Genomic DNA, 16,726 nt, shown 5'->3' with positions numbered 1-16,726 from the left:
TGAGGATGATACGGTAAAAGGTTGCATAGGGGAAACAGTATGTTTTTATTAATTCGATCGGTTTATTGAATGGTTGGTTGTGGTAAAAATCACGTTCTAAAGATTCATAATTAGTTAAAGCAGCTTTGTTATATAAATGACATCATTAGATGAGATAAGATGGTTAGCCTTAAGCCTAAGGAATATCGACATGAAACTACAAACAGGAATTTATCAGCATTATAAAGGTAATCTTTATCAAGTTTTGCATGTCGCCAGACACAGTGAAACAGAAGAAGAGCTTGTTGTATATCAATGTTTATATGGCGATTATTCGATCTGGGTTCGGCCTTTAACCATGTTTATTGAAACAGTTGAAGTTGATGCTCAACTGGTTCCCCGTTTTAATTTTATGCATCAGGTTTAGAACAATAAACTAAAAGGATAAGTGTATGCCAAATCATGATTTTTTAGTGCGTATATCAGAGCTTTATGATGAGTTTCAGCAACATGATGCCAAACAGGTTGATCGCATACAACGTTTCAGAAATATCGAACCTGATTCAGCGCAATTTATTTCTATGTTGATTCGTACACAACGACCTAGCACTATTTTGGAAATTGGGACATCCACAGGTTACTCAACTTTATGGTTAGCCGAGGCGGCTCAGGCGACACAGGCTAAAGTGGTGACACTTGAGATAGAGGAAAAACGTAGTCAACAGGCCCAATCTCATATACAGGCTTTTAAGCTGGATCATATTGTTGAATTTTGGACAGGGGATGCCGCCCAATATTTACAACACGCCACAACTACATTCGACTTTATTTTATTAGATGCTGAGCGCAGTTATTATCCAGCATATTGGCATGATCTTAAACGTCTCATCCGTAAAAACGGGGGCGTAATGATGGTAGATAACGTAATTTCACATGCTGCGGAAGTGAAACAGTTTTTAAATATGGTTAAACTGGATGCAGATTTTATGACAACAACAATTGGATTTGGTGCGGGGCTATTTATGGTCGTGGCAAAATAAGACATAAAATTGATACTCAGCGTAAAGGAAAATAATCCACAATAAATATAGAGATTATTTTCATTTTGTCTGACTTAAATAGCGATATTTAGCGTGCTGAATATCTTATTATTTTTAGAAGATCGACATTCGGCTAAAGTGTAAATCGAATTCTAAATATTTCTGCACAAAAGCGGTTTTGTCTTGTGAGCGTAGCAAGTTGTCATAAATAAATTCTGGCACTGGGTGATACAGTTCCCCTTTGCCATTGTTATAAAAAATCTTTAAATAACGTGAAGCCGCATTATATTTCCAGGAAGTTACGGCAACCAGTTTTTCCATAAAATTCTCCCTTTGGACTAAGCAGCATACAGGAAAAAATCGTGCTGCTTATTTGAACATTAATGTAATTCATGCTGCGCCTAAAGATGAGAATTGTAAAAGTGTAATTCATGATAAATTAATCACTTAAAATGAAAGAACCACCCAAAAGGGTGGTTCCTGATGGTTTTAAAATCTAAGAATTAGATTTTACCAACTAGATCGATTGAAGGAGCAAGAGTGGCATCACCTTCTTTCCATTTTGCTGGGCAAACTTCACCTGGATGAGCGTGAACGTATTGAGCTGCTTTTACTTTGCGAAGAAGTTCTTGCGCGTCACGACCGATACCGCCAGCGTTGATTTCAACGATTTGGATTTTGCCTTCTGGATCGATGACAAAAGTACCACGGTCAGCAAGACCAGCAGACTCGATAAGAACATCAAAGTTCTTAGCCAATGTCCACGTTGGATCACCCACCATTACATATTGGATTTTTTTGATTTCTTCAGAAGAATCATGCCATGCTTTGTGCGTGAAATGAGTATCAGTAGAAACTGAGTAGATTTCTACACCTAATTTTTGGAATTCAGCATAGTTGTCTGCAAGGTCACCAAGTTCAGTTGGGCAAACAAAAGTGAAGTCAGCTGGATAGAAGAATACAACAGACCATTTGCCTTTAAAGTTTGCTTCAGAGACTTCAACAAATTGACCGTTATGATATGCAGTAGCTGTGAATGGTTTAACTTCTGTATTAATTAAGCTCATCATTTTCTCCATGACTGAGGTTTATATTTAAACGTAAAATTCTGATTTAGCATAAAGAATTTTATTTTATTGAGGAAATGGTATTTTTGCATGATTAGAATCGGAAAAACTAATAACGCTGCAAAAAAAGCCTTAACCACATTTTAGCGTCTATCATTTCAGCGCAATAATATGATCTGAAAATGACAAAAGCCTCTAAATTTGATTTGCATAAGAACATGCAGGTGATTGATAAAAAATTCAAGGGCAAAATGTAAAAAACAACAAATCTAGAAAAAATGAATGGCTTTCGTTATGTTGCAATCCAACGTAAAATAGAACACATATTGAAAATATTAGGAAATTTTATCTGTGCAGAGTGGTTTAGATGTAAATCAATGGGTTATGGTGCGTGATCGACATCGTTTAAATCGGCTAAGCAAGGGTAAAGAAAAAAATTTAGAGCAGTACCAACAATTATTTGAAAAATCGAATGCTCAAGTTAAAGCTCGAATTGCGCGTTTTCCAAAAATTAAACTGAATCAGGATTTACCTGTAACCCAATATGCTGATCGATTAATTGAAGCGATTCAGCAGCATCAAGTGATTATTGTGGCTGGTGAAACGGGTTCGGGTAAAACGACTCAGTTGCCACAGATTGCCATGTTAGCTGGCCGTGGTGCAACAGGAATGATTGGTCACACTCAGCCTAGACGCTTGGCTGCGCGTAGTGTGTCACAACGAATTGCTGAAGAAGTGGGAGAAAAACTAGGCGAATCGATTGGCTTTAAGGTTCGTTTTAATGAACAGGGCTCAAATGATTCAATTGTGCGGTTAATGACCGACGGTATTTTATTGGCCGAGCTTGGTCATGATCGCTATCTTAATAAATACGATACGATTATTATCGATGAAGCGCATGAACGTTCGCTGAATATCGATTTCATTATGGGCTATCTCAAGCAGATTTTAAAAAAGCGTCCAGACTTAAAGGTCATTGTCACGTCAGCTACTTTGGATGTTAACCGTTTTAGTCGATATTTTTATGATGCCCCGATTTTTGAAGTAGAAGGGCGCAGCTTTCCAGTTGAAGTGTGTTATCGACCAATTTCTGAACTCAGTATTGGCGGAAGTGATGACGATGAATTTGATGATTTTGAAGAAAATTTACCACGCGCTGTGGTTCAAGCGGTAGAAGAATGCTTTGCTGATGCTGAGGAAAAAGGTCATCCAGAACATGCCGATATTCTGATTTTTTCTAGTACTGAACAGGAAATTCGAGAGTTACAGGAAACCTTGCAAAAACATGGGCCACGTCATACTGAAATTTTACCGTTGTATGCGCGTTTGGGCTTGGGTGAACAACAGAAAATTTTTAGTCCAAGTGGCAAAGGCCGACGCATTATCATTGCGACCAACGTCGCTGAAACTGCTTTGACTGTGCCAAATATTCGCTATGTGATTGACAGTGGTTTTGCGCGTATTTCTCGCTATAGCTATCGCTCACGGGTTCAACGCTTACCGATTGAGGCCATTTCTCAAGCAGCGGCAAATCAACGTAAAGGGCGTTGTGGCCGTATTGCACCGGGTGTTTGTATTCGTCTTTATAGTGAAGAAGATTTCCTGAGTCGGCCTGAGTTTACCGAACCCGAAATTAAGCGTACCAATCTGGCTTCAGTTATTTTGCAAATGCAAAGTTTAGGCTTGGGAACGGTTGAAGAGTTTGATTTTATTGAACCGCCTGATCATCGTTTGGTTAATGATGGTCGCAAACTTCTGGTTGAATTAGGCGCCATGAGCGAGCGCAAAAATGAGTTAACCAAAGTCGGGCAAATGATGTCGCGAATGCCGATTGATCCGCGTCTAGCTCGTATGATTGTTGGCGGCTCTCATTTCGGTGTACTCAATGAAATTTTAGTGGTCGTCAGTGCCTTAGCCGTGCAGGATCCACGCGAGCGCCCAGCGGACAAACAAATGCAGGCCGATCAAAAACATGCCTTGTTTCGTGAAGCAGATTCAGACTTTTTGTTTTATTTAAAACTTTGGGATACTGTACAAAATAATCCAGACTTGGCAACGGAAAATAAGCGTCGGCAGTTTGCCCGTCAGCATTTTTTAAGTTGGTTACGTTTACGTGAATGGAAACAAACTCATTCTCAATTGGTGGATTTGGCGCAAAGTATTAAATTGTCATTTAATGATAAAAAGGCCAGTTATGAAAATCTACATCGTGCCTTATTAACAGGTCTATTGTCCTTTGTCGCCAATAAAACGGATGAACGTAATATTTATATGGCTGTACGCCAGCAAAAAGCCAAAGTATTTCCTGCTAGTACCTTACATAAGTCTAATACTCCTTGGGTTATGGCTTTTGAAATGGTCGAAACCTCTCAGGTGTATTTGCGTACATTGGCCAAAATTGATCCAGAATGGATTTTGCTGGCTGCGCGTGACTTGTTGAAATATCATTATTATGAGCCCCATTGGTCGAAAAAAGCAGGCATCGTAAATGCTTATGCTCAAATTTCTTTGTTTGGACTCATTATTGAGCCAAAACGATTAATTAATTTTGAAAAGGTTGATCATCCAGCGGCACGTGAAATCTTTCTCAGAGATGCGTTGACGACAGGTCATCTGGGGATCATGCCGCCATTTTTAAAGCATAATTTACTCAAACTTGAAGAAGTAGAACGGGTTGAAGATAAATTACGCCGCCGTGATTTGGTGGTGGATGAAGAAACCATTTATCAATTTTACGCAGAACGTGTCCCCGCGGACATTGCAAGTCGAAGTAGTTTTGAAGATTGGCGCGCAACTATTGAACCTAAACAGCCGCGTTATTTATTTGTTGAAGATGATGCACTTTGGCAAAGTGATCGTCCAACGACTCAACAATTTCCTGATTATTTACACAATGGAGATTTACGTTTAGCGACCACTTATCGTTTTGACCCGAGTCATGATCAAGATGGGGCAACAGTCAAAATTCCTGTGCAAGCCTTGGCTCAAGTGGACGAAAATTTATGGTCATGGGGAATTCCGGGATGGCGACTGGATTTAATTGAAGCTTTACTTAAAGCTTTACCTAAGGACAAACGTCGTTATCTGGTACCGATTCCTGATACCGCAAAAAAACTCATGCAAAGTGTCGATGCTACACATCTGCACCAGCATATTTTTAAGTTCTTGGCTTTTGCTTTACGTGGTGAACAGATTACTGAAAAAGATTTTTCGTTTGAGCGAATTGATCAATACTTGGTGCCATTTATTGTAGTTGTAGATGAAAAAGGTCGATTCATTGAAAAAGGGCGTGATCTGGCCGAGTTAAAAGCCCGTTGCCGGACTGAAACCCATCGACCCGTGAAACAAATGCAAGGTGAGTTTAAAAACTTCCCTGAAAGTTTTGTTTTTGAAGCCTCGCAAAAAGTGACAGGGGTAATAGTTAAGCAATATCAAGCTTTAGTTCCAGTCAAGGTATTTGCCGAATTAGAGCAAAAAGATGAATCTGGTGTGGTAATTCAGACATTTAATGATCATGCTGAAGCGATCAGACAGCATCGTGAAGGTATTATTCGTTTAGTACACATGCAACTCGGTGATTTGGTCAGACAGTTAAAAAAACAGATTTCTAAACCATTGGCTTTGGCTTATTCTCCTTTAGGGGATAAAGCCAAACTTGAACAAATGCTGGTATATGCGACGTTGCAACTTAGTGTTGAACAACTACCTGTTCATGAAGCTGAATTTCAGCAGTTGTTAGAGCATGTTAAGCAAAAGTTTTTAACCTTTGGACAACAAGCGCTTCAGGTGATTTCAGATATTTTTATTCAGTGGCAAAGTATACGTCGCCAATTAATGATGCTAGATGCCGGTATTTTTGGTCGTAGTATTGATGATATTGAAGATCAACTGGATTTAATGCAACTCAGTGATTTTGTTTATACCTGTGCGTCAGAGGTTTGGCTTGAATATCCGCGCTATTTAAAAGCATTATTAATGCGTCTGGAACGTTTACCCAATAATTTGCAGCGTGACGAAGCTGCAATTAACGAAATTGATCCGTGGATGGATAAACTGTTTAAGTTTAAACAGCAGGCTCAAATGAAAGATTTATATTTTATGGTTGAGGAATTTAGAATTTCCTTATTTTCTCAACCGATGAAAACCAAGATGCCAGTTTCTCCCGCTCGGCTACAAAAACTATGGGAAAAACTGGGAATCAGTTAGAATACTTGCATTCTTAACAAGGAGTTTTACATGGGCATCCGTATTACTGGAACAGGTCTTTTCCACCCGACTGAAACCATTAGCAACGAAGAGCTGGTTGAAAGTCTTAATGCTTATGTGGAACGCTATAACAGTGAAAATGCAGACAAAATAGCAGCAGGTGAGTTGCCAGAACGTCGCGGTTCAAGTGCTGACTTTATTGAAAAGGCCTCTGGCGTTAAGAGTCGTTATGTGGTTGAAAAATCTGGTGTGCTTGATCCAGCGCGTTTGCGTCCACATTTACGTGAGCGCAGCGATGATGAGCTTTCATTACAAGCAGAATGGGGCATTATTGCAGCAAAACAAGCAATGCAAAATGCAGGGGTAGGGCCAGAGGATATTGATGTCGTAATTTTGGCATGTTCAAATATGCAACGTGCTTATCCTGCTGTTGCCATTGAAATCCAGTCGGCATTAGGTATTCAAGGTTATGCATATGATATGAACGTCGCATGTTCAGCAGCAACCTTTGGTTTAAAACAAGCTTTTGACGCGATTAAAATGGGTGCGCGCCGTGTACTTTTGGTGAATGTTGAAATTACTTCAGGTCATACGGATTATCGTTCGCGGGACTGTCATTTTATTTTTGGAGATGTCGCTACAGCTTCAATTATTGAAGAGACTGAAACCAAACAAGGTTTTGAAATTTTAGACATTCATCTATTTACTCAGTTCTCAAACAATATTCGCAACAATTTCGGTTTTCTAAATGGCAGTGAAGACACTAGCCGTGACGATAAACAGTTCCGTCAGGATGGTCGAAAAGTCTTTAAGGATGTCTGTCCTTTAGTCGCAAAAATTATTACAGGTCAATTGGAAAAAATGCAAATTCCTGCTGACCATGTTAAACGTTTCTGGTTGCATCAGGCCAATGCCAATATGAATCAACTGGTTGCAAAACTGGTCTTAGGTAAAGAAGCAGAGCCAGAGCGTACTCCGATTATTCTCGATGAATTTGCCAACACTTCATCAGCAGGCGTGATTATTGCTTTGCACCGTACAGGTGATCAGGTTGATGCTGGTGAATACGGCGTCATTTGTTCATTTGGCGCAGGTTATTCAGTGGGTTCACTCATTGTACAAAAACAGAACGCTGCTTAATTTCAATCGCGTTATTTTTGAGACTCCACTTCGGTGGAGTTTTTTTATTTTGATGTGTTTGGATTTATGTAATAACCCGTTGAAAATCGTGTCCGAAAAGTAGATATTAATTCAAAGATCAAGACGCTTTAAAGTTAAGCATTGAGCTGACAAATTCAAATTTCAGGCGGTTTAAAATATCGATGCTGTCATTCAACAATTAACTCAATATGTAATCGTCTAGTACAAGATAAATAGATAAAAAGCAGGTGAAATGATGGAGCATGATAATCAAACGCCAGAAGAACATCAGGGTTATGCAAGAATTGAACCCTATGATCAACCTGCTGGAGGTTGGGGAGCATTACTCAGCGTCGCTCGAAATTTAAAACGTCAGGAAACCTTTAAAAAAGGATCTATTTCTCTTCTTAATATTAATCAGCCAACCGGTTTTGACTGTCCTGGATGTGCATGGCCAGAAAAGAAAAATGCACATGCTTTTAATTTTTGTGAAAATGGCGCAAAGGCCGTTGCCTTTGAAGCAACGAGTAAACGCGTAAGCCCAGAATTTTTTGCAGCCCATACAGTGAGTTGGTTATCTGAGCAAAGTGATTTCTTTCTCGAAGATGCGGGACGCATTACCGATCCCATGCGTTATGATGTCGTAACCGATAAATACGTTCCAATTAGCTGGGATGAGGCCTTTTTACTCATTGCCAAGCATTTACAGGCGTTGGATGACCCGAATGAAGCAGCTTTTTATACGTCTGGACGTGCCAGTAATGAAGCAGCTTTTTTATATCAGCTTTTTGTTCGCAGTTATGGCACCAATAATTTTCCTGATTGTTCCAATATGTGCCATGAAACGACCAGTGTAGGTTTAAAGGATTCAATTGGTTTAGGTAAAGGGACAGTCACATTGGAGGATTTCGATCAAGCCGATGCCGTTTTCAGTTTTGGACATAATCCGGGCACTAACCATCCTCGAATGCTGGCGACCTTGCGTGAAGTCTCTAAACGTGGTGGAATTATTATTGCCATAAATCCACTTAAAGAGCGTGGTTTAGAGCGTTTTCAGGATCCGCAGGCACCTCTGGAAATGATCACGAATGGCAGTACCCCAATTAGTCGTTATTATTTCCAGCCCAAAGTGGGAGGCGACTATGCCATTATGTTTGGTATGCTCAAACATTTGGCCGAGTGGGATCAAAGCGCTGCGATCAAAGGCCAAGAAAGTGTATTTGACCGCTCTTTTATTGCGATGAATACCCTTGGCTTTAATGAGATGATGGCAGAAATTCAAAATACCTCATGGTCAGAGATTCATCCACATACTGGACTAAGCCCTGAAAATTTAGAAGCATTAGCTAAGCTTTATCTTGAATCGAAACGTGCTATTTTTTGTTGGGGTATGGGAATCACTCAACATCGTCATGGTACAGCCAATGTTCATATGTTGGCCAATCTAATGTTGGCCCGAGGACATATTGGTCGTCCCGGTGCTGGATTGGCACCTATACGCGGTCATAGTAATGTTCAGGGCGACAGAACTATGGGCATTAATGAACTGCCAAGTCCTAAAATGCTGGATAATATTGATCGGGTGTTCGGGATTCAATCTCCACGTGAAAATGGAATGGGCGTGGTGGAAACCATTCAGGCAATGGCGGAAGGTCGAGTTAAAGTCTTTATTGGTTTAGGCGGTAATTTTGCAGTTGCGACCCCTGATACCGAATATACACAGCAAGCATTGCGTACATGTAAATTGACGGTACATATCACCACTAAAATGAATCGAAGTCATTTGGTTTGTGGGCAAGATGCACTGATGTTGCCATGTCTAGGACGTACCGAAGTTGATCTTCAAAAGCATGGGCCACAATCGATTTCTGTCGAAGACTCTATGAGTAATGTGCATTTATCGGCAGGACGAAATGAACCTATTTCTTCAGATTTATTGTCTGAACCAGATATTATTGCTCGAATAGCAGAAGCGACTTTGCCAGAAAGCAAAATCAAATGGCGCTGGTATATCGAAAGTTATGATCGTATTCGTGACGCTATTTCCGAAGTGTTTGATGATTTTCATGATTTTAATCAGCGTGTTTATCAACCTGGTGGTTTTCATCTAGAACATCCAGCCAATCAGCATGTCTGGAATACACCAAGCGGCAAAGCACAATTTTTAATTACTCCGATATCTGAAGTTTATGCAGATAAAGAACACCAGTATGCTAATGCTTATACTCAATCCAAAGTTTATACGTTAATGACTACACGCTCGCATGACCAATACAATACGACTTTATATGGTTTAGATGATCGTTATCGTGGGGTATATGGACAGCGCCGTGTGTTATTTATGAATGAGCAGGATATTCAGGCAGCGGGTTTTCAGCCAGATCAATGGATCGATATCGAAAGTATTTATTCGGATGGGGTAAAGCGCATCGTACATAGTTTCCGTATCGTGCCATATAACATTCCACGGGGTAGTTTGGCCGCTTATTATCCTGAAACTAATCCACTTGTGGCACTGAGTAGTCATGATAAATATGCCAAGATTCCGGCCTCTAAAAGTGTGCCAGTTATTTTGCATGCGGGGCAGGCGCCTGAACATTTTAATCTCGCGGCAGAGGTTGATCCTGAAAAAGCAGATCAAATCATTTCTACAGCGAAAGTGAGTTAGTTCTCTATTCATGTGAAAATGGCGCGTCAAATGCGCCATTTTCTTATAAGGAAAAAGATGATGGATGATATTTTACAATCATCATTAGGTTATGAGCATTTGACCGTTCAACGCTACAGTCAGGGTACCTTTCTGGGACAGCAACAAGATGATGTGGTACAGGAAATTCCAGTAGCGCTGGTTTATAATGAAATTTCACATGCAGTTATGATGGCAACTCCCACTCATCTAGAATTCTTTGCCAAAGGGTTTAGTTTATCTGAGGGCATCTTGCAACATTTGGGTGAACTTTATGCGCTAGATGTTGTAGAAAATGAACTGGGTGTACACGTCGAAATGACAATTTCATCTCGTGCCTTTTCCGCGTTGAAGATGCATCGTCGTGCCATGATAGGGCCAACCGGGTGTGGGCTGTGTGGGATAGAAAGTTTGCAGCAATTGCATCAAGATCTGAAGCCCGTCACCACAAATTTTTTATCTGAGTGGTTAAAGGATATTCCAAATGCAGTTTTACACTTAAACACGCAGCAAAAAATTACTGCATTGACTGGTGGTGCACATGCGGCAGCATGGGTTGTAAAGGGTGAAATTATAATCTTGTTTGAAGATGTAGGCCGGCATAATGCACTGGATAAATTGCTTGGGTATATGGCTCAGCATCAGCTAGATGTAACAACTGGGTTTGTACTCATGACCAGTCGAGCCAGTTATGAGTTAGTACGAAAATGTACTCAACTCAACATAGCACTATTGGCTTGTATTTCAGCACCGACCAGTTTGGCTATTCACATGGCTAAACAATCAGGTTTGGCCTTGGCTGCGTTTTGTCGAGGGCAAGGTTTCGTGTTGTATACTCCATCGTAACGATGATCTTTAGTACAAATCTTTAAATTGAATAAAGAGATTTAACCTACTTGTTCAGGATCAAGTCGTAACGCTTCATTGGGACAAATCGATTCAATAATACTTTGTACCACTAAAGGGTGCTGTAAATAACCCACAATTTCATGAGGTTTATGTGCAAAAGTAGAAATACCCTGATTAATAATCGAGGGTTGAAAATTGAAAAAACTATGATCCAGTGGGAAAGTGGTTAAATAATCTTCATGTGAATAAAAATTATGCCAATCTCCCTGCAATACGTCCAGTTGTTCAACTGGACGGTTCAGTCTGGATTGTACGACTCGAAAAGCAAGTGGAGAGGCGAGGGTAATAAATCGTCGAATTTTTATTTTCTTTGAAAGTTGTTGTAATAGATTATAAGCGATTACCGTTCCTAGCGAATGCGCCACGATGATGTATTCTTCGTCTTCATCAAAAGACTCAAGTACACGTTTGTGGACATCATTCATAAAGTCTGGATTGGCGAGATATAGATAGACTTCCAGAATATAACGATGCAACATATTTTCATGTAGTTTGGGAAATTTGTTGAGTAGCATTACAAATTCGCGCAATACATGATCTTTTGCTAGATGTGAGAACAAATATAATCGCGACGTAAAAGAGAGCTCTTCATGATGTTTTGCCAGTAGAGGAATTAATTTTTGATCCTGATCAATCTGTTGTGGTTCATGATTTTGCAAATAAGGTAAATGCCAATCCTGCCATGCTTGTGGCATAAAAGCATCTAAAGGCATTTCAAGTTGAGCCAGTGTATGTTGATGGATTAAATCACCATAATACGGAAAAGCCAAGTTTAGATTTTGAAGTGGAATTTGAACATCGAGATTTGTTAAACCAAGCTGAAAAATATTTAACCAATGGTCTTGTAAGCCTTGGGCATTAAAGCTCTGTTGTTGCGCACCGTGTATAAAAATTAGTTTCATTGTCATCGTATCAATTATTCTTATGCTTGATTTGAATGTAGCATTGAGATCTCTGGATATGCCAGCCATCCAAAGAAAAAAAGTGTAGCGATTTGCTACACTTTTGCTAGAAAAATGAAGTTAATAGAGTTTAATTCTTGGGATTACGGTAAAATATAAAATGGCTGAGATAGCATAGTGCAATAAAAATAAGACAGCCAATAAAGCCTGCGAGCATTTCAGGATCTGCTGCCATACTTAAACAAGTAATTAGACAAAACAAGAAGCCTAAAATTGGGATGATTGGGAAAAGCGGAGCTGCAAATTTTAAATCCTGAACAGTATGTCCTGTTTTATACCATTGCCTTCTAAAATTAAATTGGCTTAAACAAATACTCATCCAAACTACGACCATGGTAAATGCAGCCACACCTAATAAATTTTTGAAAATAGTTTCAGGGGCGAATTGTTCAGATAATAACCCTGGAAGTGCACCAAACATAGTGACAATCAAGGCAATTATCGGGGTACCACTTTTAGTAAGCGTGGAAAAAACACGTGGTAAATGTTGTTGTGAGGAAAGTGACCACATCATTCGTGATGCAGCATATAAACCTGAATTTGCCGCTGAGAGTAATGCGGTAATAATTACAAAACGAATAATATCATCAGCATAAGGGATACCAATATAATTGAATACCGTGACAAACGGACTATTACTTACACTATGGCTACCTAAGCCTGCCTGTTCAAATGGCAATAATGCACTAATGACAACGATGGTGCCGACAAAGAAAATTAGTAATCGCCAGATCGCGGCATTAATCGCTTTAGGTACATTATCCGCAGGATTCTTGGTTTCTCCTGCCGCAACCCCAATGAGTTCTGTACCAGAAAAAGCAAAATTCACAATGAGCATGGTTGCAAAAATTGGCATAAGTCCCTGAGGGAACCAGCCTTGTGCTGTCAAATTACTAAATAAAGGGGCTGTTTCAGAGCCATGAAAGGAAATTAGACCCACGATAGCCATTAAGCCTAATATAATGAAACTGATCACTGTGATAACTTTAACCAATGATAGCCAGAACTCAGACTCAGCAAAAATTTTAGTTGAACTTAGATTGAGTATAAAAATTGTTGCTGCAAAAATAAGAGTCCAGATCCACATTGAAATATGAGGAAACCATTCCTGCATGAGTAGAGCCGCAGCAGTAAACTCTGTTCCTAATGTAGCCGTCCATGTTAGCCAGTATAACCAAGACACCATATAGCCACTAGCAGGCCCAATATATTTGGCAGCATATGCCCCAAAAGATCCAGAAACCGGCATGTGAACAGCCAATTCACCCAAGCACAACATCACCATATAGGCGATCAGTCCACCGAGTATATAGGCAAGGATTGCTCCAATAGGACCTGTTTGTGAAATCACTTCACCTGAGCCTAAAAAAAGGCCTGTACCAATTGCACCGCCCAAAGAAAGCATGACCAAATGGCGCGTACTCATTGCCCGTTTTAAAGGTGCAGAATCATTGGATGAGGCTATATTTGAAGATTCAGATGGTTGCATACACAACGTCACGATCAAAATGGAGAAGCGCGCTATTGTAGAGAAAAATTAAAAATGTGCAATCTGGAGGCAGACAAACAATAGCCAATAAATACAAGAGAAATAGAAAAGAATTTTAAGATATGGCGTCCCTACGGGGATTCGAACCCCGGTTACCGCCGTGAAAGGGCGATGTCCTAGGCCTCTAGACGATAGGGACGTTTCAGAGGTGGGCGTATATTAGGTTTATTTAATAAATGTGTCAAATAATTTCATGCACAAGCGCAGAAGATTAAATTTAAGTGATTAAAATTAAAGCATAATATATGGATATGAGGGAACTTTAAAAGCTAAGTTGTTCATTTGGAATAGTCATTTCAAGAATCCTTTTTAATACATCGGGATGCCGTAAATATCCTGCTATTTCATGTGGATGGTCGACTGTAGTGGAAATTTCTTGGTTGATGATAGGTGGAGTGAAATTAAACGGTGTTGCATTTAATGGAAAAGCAGTAAGAAAATCATCTTTTGAATAAAAATTAAACCAGTCGCCTTGCAGGTTCTTAGGGCGAGAAATTGGGTGGGTAATTTTTTCCTGAATAATACGAAAGGCCAGAGGCGAAGCTAAAGTTATAAATCGTTTTATTTTTATAGGATATTGGATTTGCTGTAATAAATTATAGGCAATCACGGAGCCCAAGGAATGACCAATAACGATAAGTTCTTCATCTTTTTTGATTTTCTTTAGGATACGCAAATGAACATCTTGCATAAATTTAGTATTGGACAAATAACAATACATTTCTACTAGAAACTCATGAATCAAGCTTTCATGAAGTTTTGGAAAATGATCCAATAAAATCATAAATTCTCTAAGGGTCTTATCTTTAATTAGAAATGCTTCTTCGTATAAACGTGAACGTAGTGAAGCTTCCTGAGTGGAAAGCGGTGGAATGGAATACTCTTTATGTTCTTGTACGGGTTGAGGGGTTTTATATAAATGTAGCGGAAAATGTAAATGCATGAATGTTTTTGGCAAAAAAGCTTCTAAATCAAGCGTATTACTTAAGTGGCTTTGGGTAAGTAAATCTCCATAAAATGGAAAACTTAAATGTGTAGTTTCAGCATTATAAGGTAAATGCGTCAACGAAAGCCCTTGTTTAAAAATGTTTAACCAGCGCTGCCTAAGTGATTGGGCTGTATAGTGTTGTTGATTCATACCATGAATAAAAAGAATATTCATAAATGACCTATAAAAATTTTAAGATGAAGATCAATGCAACAAACATCATATGAATTCTAATTTACATGATTTGTTCTGAATAAAAAATGAAGAGATGTAATGTTTAATTTGTTTGTTGTTTACACTATTGGTTTTATTTTGAAAATATAATGTCTCTATACGGGCGAACACCACTACCGCTTTGAAAAAAAGTGCTGTTTCTAGCCTTTCGGCGATAGGGATGTGGAAGAGGGCGGTATCTTAAGAATCCGCCGGCAAAGTGTCTAGTAAATAGGGGGCGAGTTTGTTCAAAATATAACAAAACAGTTCAGCTGTCTTCTGCGTGTCATACAAAGCCGAATGGGCTTCTTTACCGTCAAACTCAATCCCAGCTTGTATACAAGCTTTTGCCAAAACAGTCTGACCAAACATAACAGCACTTAAAGTCACCGTATCAAACACGGAGAAGCTATGAAATGGATTTTGATTTTTGGTTGATGTACGTGCAATCGCTGCTTGTAAAAAACCAAGATCAAAATGAGCATTATGACCCACCAACACTGCATGAGTACAATGCTGTTGGCGACGAACATCATTGATCGATTTAAAAATACGGCGCAAAGCTGTTTTTTCATCTTCAGCCATAGCTACACGCATCGGATTAAAAGGGTCAATGCCAATAAAATCCAGAGATCTTCTGTCTAGATTCGCTCCTTCAAATGGATTGATATGAGCATGATACGCTTCGCCCGGTACAAAATCTCCAGCCTCATTATAAATGATGGGAATACATGCAATTTCGAGTAAAGCATCTGTTTGTGAATTAAAACCTGCTGTTTCAACATCGACCACAACAGGTAAGAAACCACGGAAACGCTGTCCTATAAGAGGTTGAGCGTTGATTTGTTGGTTCACACTTTCCTCCATTGAAGAGTTTTACCTGCATACAGTGGAATAATCTTTTCACCATCCAAATATTCCAGTTGTTCTGGAATGGTATGTTCTTCTTTGACCAGCGTAATAGTAGATGTATTACGCGGTAAACCATAAAAATCAGCCCCAAAGTGACTGGCAAAACCCTCAAGTCGCTCAAGTTTACCCACTTGATCAAAGGCTTGTGCATACAGCTCAATTGCTGTCGGTGCACTATAACAGCCAGCGCAACCACATGCATTTTCTTTTGCATTTTTAGAATGCGGTGCGCTATCGGTACCTAAAAAGAATTTAGGATTGCCACTTGTAGCGACTTCAATCAGCGTTTGTTGGTGAGTTTGACGTTTTAAAATGGGTAAGCAATAAAAATGCGGTTTAATTCCGCCGACCAGCATATCATTCCGATTAAATAACAAATGCTGTGGGGTAATAGTCGCTGCAACGTTGCGATCATGTTCAAGCACAAAATGAGCAGCTTCACTGGTCGTAATGTGTTCTAGTACCAGTTTAAGTTTTGGAAATTGTTTTAATAATGGCGATAACACTTCGTCAAGAAAGCGTTTTTCACGATCAAAGATATCAACGTGATTGTGAGTGACTTCACCGTGTAGTAACAATGGAACCTGATGTTCTTCCAGTTGTTCAATCACAGCATACACTTTACGTATATCGCTGACACCATTGTCTGAATTAGTGGTGGCGCCCGCTGGATACAGTTTAATCGCGTTTACATGTTCAGAAGCTTTAATTTTACGGACTTCATCAGGAGGTGTATGATCAGTAAAATACAATACCATACGCGGATCAAAGTTTATTCCTTCAGGTACATACGCCATAATGCGTTCGCGATAAGCATTAGCCTCTTCGACCGTTTTTACGGGCGGAACCAAATTAGGCATACAGATTGCGCGGGCGAATTGTCGAGCTAAATCGGGAACAGTACGTTGTAGGGCTAAACCATCACGTAAATGAGCATGCCAGTCATCGGGCTGAAGAAGAGTAATAGTATCCAAGGCGATTCAAACTGAAAAATAAAACCGATGATAATCCATATACGCTCAAAATGGTAACCAGTTTTACGGATAAAAACTTAAAACAGTTTGATAAAATTCAA

The 16,726-nt window shown here is 39.5% G+C and carries 13 protein-coding genes and 1 tRNA gene; 6 read left to right on the top strand and 8 right to left on the bottom strand.

Translation table 11 applies throughout. The annotated features are described in order from the left end of the window. The first annotated feature begins 190 nt into the window (after positions 1-190). Entirely contained in the window at positions 191-406 is a 216-nt protein-coding gene (locus IAE20_RS15845) for a DUF1653 domain-containing protein (RefSeq protein WP_200461817.1), read from the top strand. Between the two features lie 25 nt (positions 407-431). Continuing rightward, positions 432-1,019 carry an O-methyltransferase gene (locus IAE20_RS15840; protein WP_200482836.1) on the top strand — a complete coding sequence of 196 codons (588 nt, stop codon included), beginning with the start codon at positions 432-434 and terminating at the stop codon, positions 1,017-1,019. Between the two features lie 114 nt (positions 1,020-1,133). Here the strand turns inward: IAE20_RS15840 and IAE20_RS15835 are convergent, their stop codons facing one another. Next, positions 1,134-1,340: a KTSC domain-containing protein gene (locus IAE20_RS15835; RefSeq protein ID WP_200461815.1), complete on the bottom strand. Its 207-nt coding sequence runs from the start codon at positions 1,338-1,340 to the stop codon at positions 1,134-1,136. A gap of 182 nt (positions 1,341-1,522) precedes the next feature. Further along, positions 1,523-2,086, bottom strand: coding sequence for an alkyl hydroperoxide reductase subunit C (ahpC, locus tag IAE20_RS15830; protein ID WP_200461814.1), 564 nt, complete (start codon positions 2,084-2,086; stop codon positions 1,523-1,525). A gap of 384 nt (positions 2,087-2,470) precedes the next feature. Between ahpC and hrpA the strand changes: the two genes are divergently transcribed. The 4 genes from hrpA to fdhD all read left to right on the top strand — a co-directional run bounded on the left by hrpA (position 2,471) and on the right by fdhD (position 10,964). Beyond that, on the top strand, positions 2,471-6,292 hold the full coding sequence (gene hrpA / locus IAE20_RS15825) for an ATP-dependent RNA helicase HrpA (protein ID WP_227611159.1): 3,822 nt from the start codon (positions 2,471-2,473) through the stop codon (positions 6,290-6,292). A 30-nt stretch (positions 6,293-6,322) separates the two neighbouring features. Next, positions 6,323-7,432: a beta-ketoacyl-ACP synthase III gene (locus IAE20_RS15820; RefSeq protein ID WP_200482838.1), complete on the top strand. Its 1,110-nt coding sequence runs from the start codon at positions 6,323-6,325 to the stop codon at positions 7,430-7,432. A 256-nt stretch (positions 7,433-7,688) separates the two neighbouring features. Further along, a complete protein-coding gene (locus IAE20_RS15815) occupies positions 7,689-10,100 on the top strand; it encodes an FdhF/YdeP family oxidoreductase (RefSeq protein ID WP_200482853.1) in 2,412 nt (803 codons plus the stop codon). 60 nt (positions 10,101-10,160) lie between these two features. Then, entirely contained in the window at positions 10,161-10,964 is an 804-nt protein-coding gene (fdhD, locus tag IAE20_RS15810; protein ID WP_200482854.1) for a formate dehydrogenase accessory sulfurtransferase FdhD, read from the top strand. 41 nt (positions 10,965-11,005) lie between these two features. Here fdhD and IAE20_RS15805 read toward each other — a convergent pair whose 3' ends face one another. The 6 genes from IAE20_RS15805 to pyrC all read right to left on the bottom strand — a co-directional run bounded on the left by IAE20_RS15805 (position 11,006) and on the right by pyrC (position 16,625). Next, positions 11,006-11,929 (bottom strand): hypothetical protein, encoded by a 924-nt coding sequence (locus IAE20_RS15805; protein ID WP_200482839.1) that lies wholly within the window; start codon positions 11,927-11,929, stop codon positions 11,006-11,008. A gap of 130 nt (positions 11,930-12,059) precedes the next feature. Beyond that, complete coding sequence (locus IAE20_RS15800) at positions 12,060-13,478, bottom strand: amino acid permease (RefSeq protein WP_200482840.1); 1,419 nt, start codon at positions 13,476-13,478, stop codon at positions 12,060-12,062. 123 nt (positions 13,479-13,601) lie between these two features. Next, positions 13,602-13,677 (bottom strand) — tRNA-Glu (locus IAE20_RS15795). Between the two features lie 123 nt (positions 13,678-13,800). Further along, a complete protein-coding gene (locus IAE20_RS15790; RefSeq protein ID WP_200461808.1) occupies positions 13,801-14,700 on the bottom strand; it encodes an alpha/beta fold hydrolase in 900 nt (299 codons plus the stop codon). Between the two features lie 240 nt (positions 14,701-14,940). Further along, the gene (gene rnt / locus IAE20_RS15785) at positions 14,941-15,606 is read right to left on the bottom strand and encodes a ribonuclease T (RefSeq protein ID WP_200461807.1); all 666 of its coding nucleotides are present in this window, start codon (positions 15,604-15,606) and stop codon (positions 14,941-14,943) included. After that, a complete protein-coding gene (pyrC, locus tag IAE20_RS15780; RefSeq protein ID WP_200461806.1) occupies positions 15,591-16,625 on the bottom strand; it encodes a dihydroorotase in 1,035 nt (344 codons plus the stop codon). Before pyrC ends, rnt begins: the two co-directional genes overlap by 16 nt. Positions 16,626-16,726: the final 101 nt, after the last annotated feature.

This window comes from Acinetobacter sp. S54 (assembly GCF_016624945.1).
Taxonomy (GTDB): domain Bacteria; phylum Pseudomonadota; class Gammaproteobacteria; order Pseudomonadales; family Moraxellaceae; genus Acinetobacter.
Note: the sequence above shows the minus strand (reverse complement) of the source record. Positions and strands in the feature narration are given on the sequence as shown.

What these genes read in the sequence shown, in the direction of transcription:
- IAE20_RS15845 (WP_200461817.1), top strand. Translation starts at nt 191, where the DNA reads ATGAAACTACAAACAGGAATTTATCAGCATTATAAAGGTAATCTTTAT.
- IAE20_RS15840 (WP_200482836.1), top strand. Translation starts at nt 432, where the DNA reads ATGCCAAATCATGATTTTTTAGTGCGTATATCAGAGCTTTATGATGAG.
- IAE20_RS15835 (WP_200461815.1), bottom strand. Translation starts at nt 1,340, where the DNA reads ATGGAAAAACTGGTTGCCGTAACTTCCTGGAAATATAATGCGGCTTCA.
- ahpC (WP_200461814.1), bottom strand. Translation starts at nt 2,086, where the DNA reads ATGAGCTTAATTAATACAGAAGTTAAACCATTCACAGCTACTGCATAT.
- hrpA (WP_227611159.1), top strand. Translation starts at nt 2,471, where the DNA reads ATGGTGCGTGATCGACATCGTTTAAATCGGCTAAGCAAGGGTAAAGAA.
- IAE20_RS15820 (WP_200482838.1), top strand. Translation starts at nt 6,323, where the DNA reads ATGGGCATCCGTATTACTGGAACAGGTCTTTTCCACCCGACTGAAACC.
- IAE20_RS15815 (WP_200482853.1), top strand. Translation starts at nt 7,689, where the DNA reads ATGGAGCATGATAATCAAACGCCAGAAGAACATCAGGGTTATGCAAGA.
- fdhD (WP_200482854.1), top strand. Translation starts at nt 10,161, where the DNA reads ATGGATGATATTTTACAATCATCATTAGGTTATGAGCATTTGACCGTT.
- IAE20_RS15805 (WP_200482839.1), bottom strand. Translation starts at nt 11,929, where the DNA reads ATGAAACTAATTTTTATACACGGTGCGCAACAACAGAGCTTTAATGCC.
- IAE20_RS15800 (WP_200482840.1), bottom strand. Translation starts at nt 13,478, where the DNA reads ATGCAACCATCTGAATCTTCAAATATAGCCTCATCCAATGATTCTGCA.
- IAE20_RS15790 (WP_200461808.1), bottom strand. Translation starts at nt 14,700, where the DNA reads ATGAATATTCTTTTTATTCATGGTATGAATCAACAACACTATACAGCC.
- rnt (WP_200461807.1), bottom strand. Translation starts at nt 15,606, where the DNA reads ATGGAGGAAAGTGTGAACCAACAAATCAACGCTCAACCTCTTATAGGA.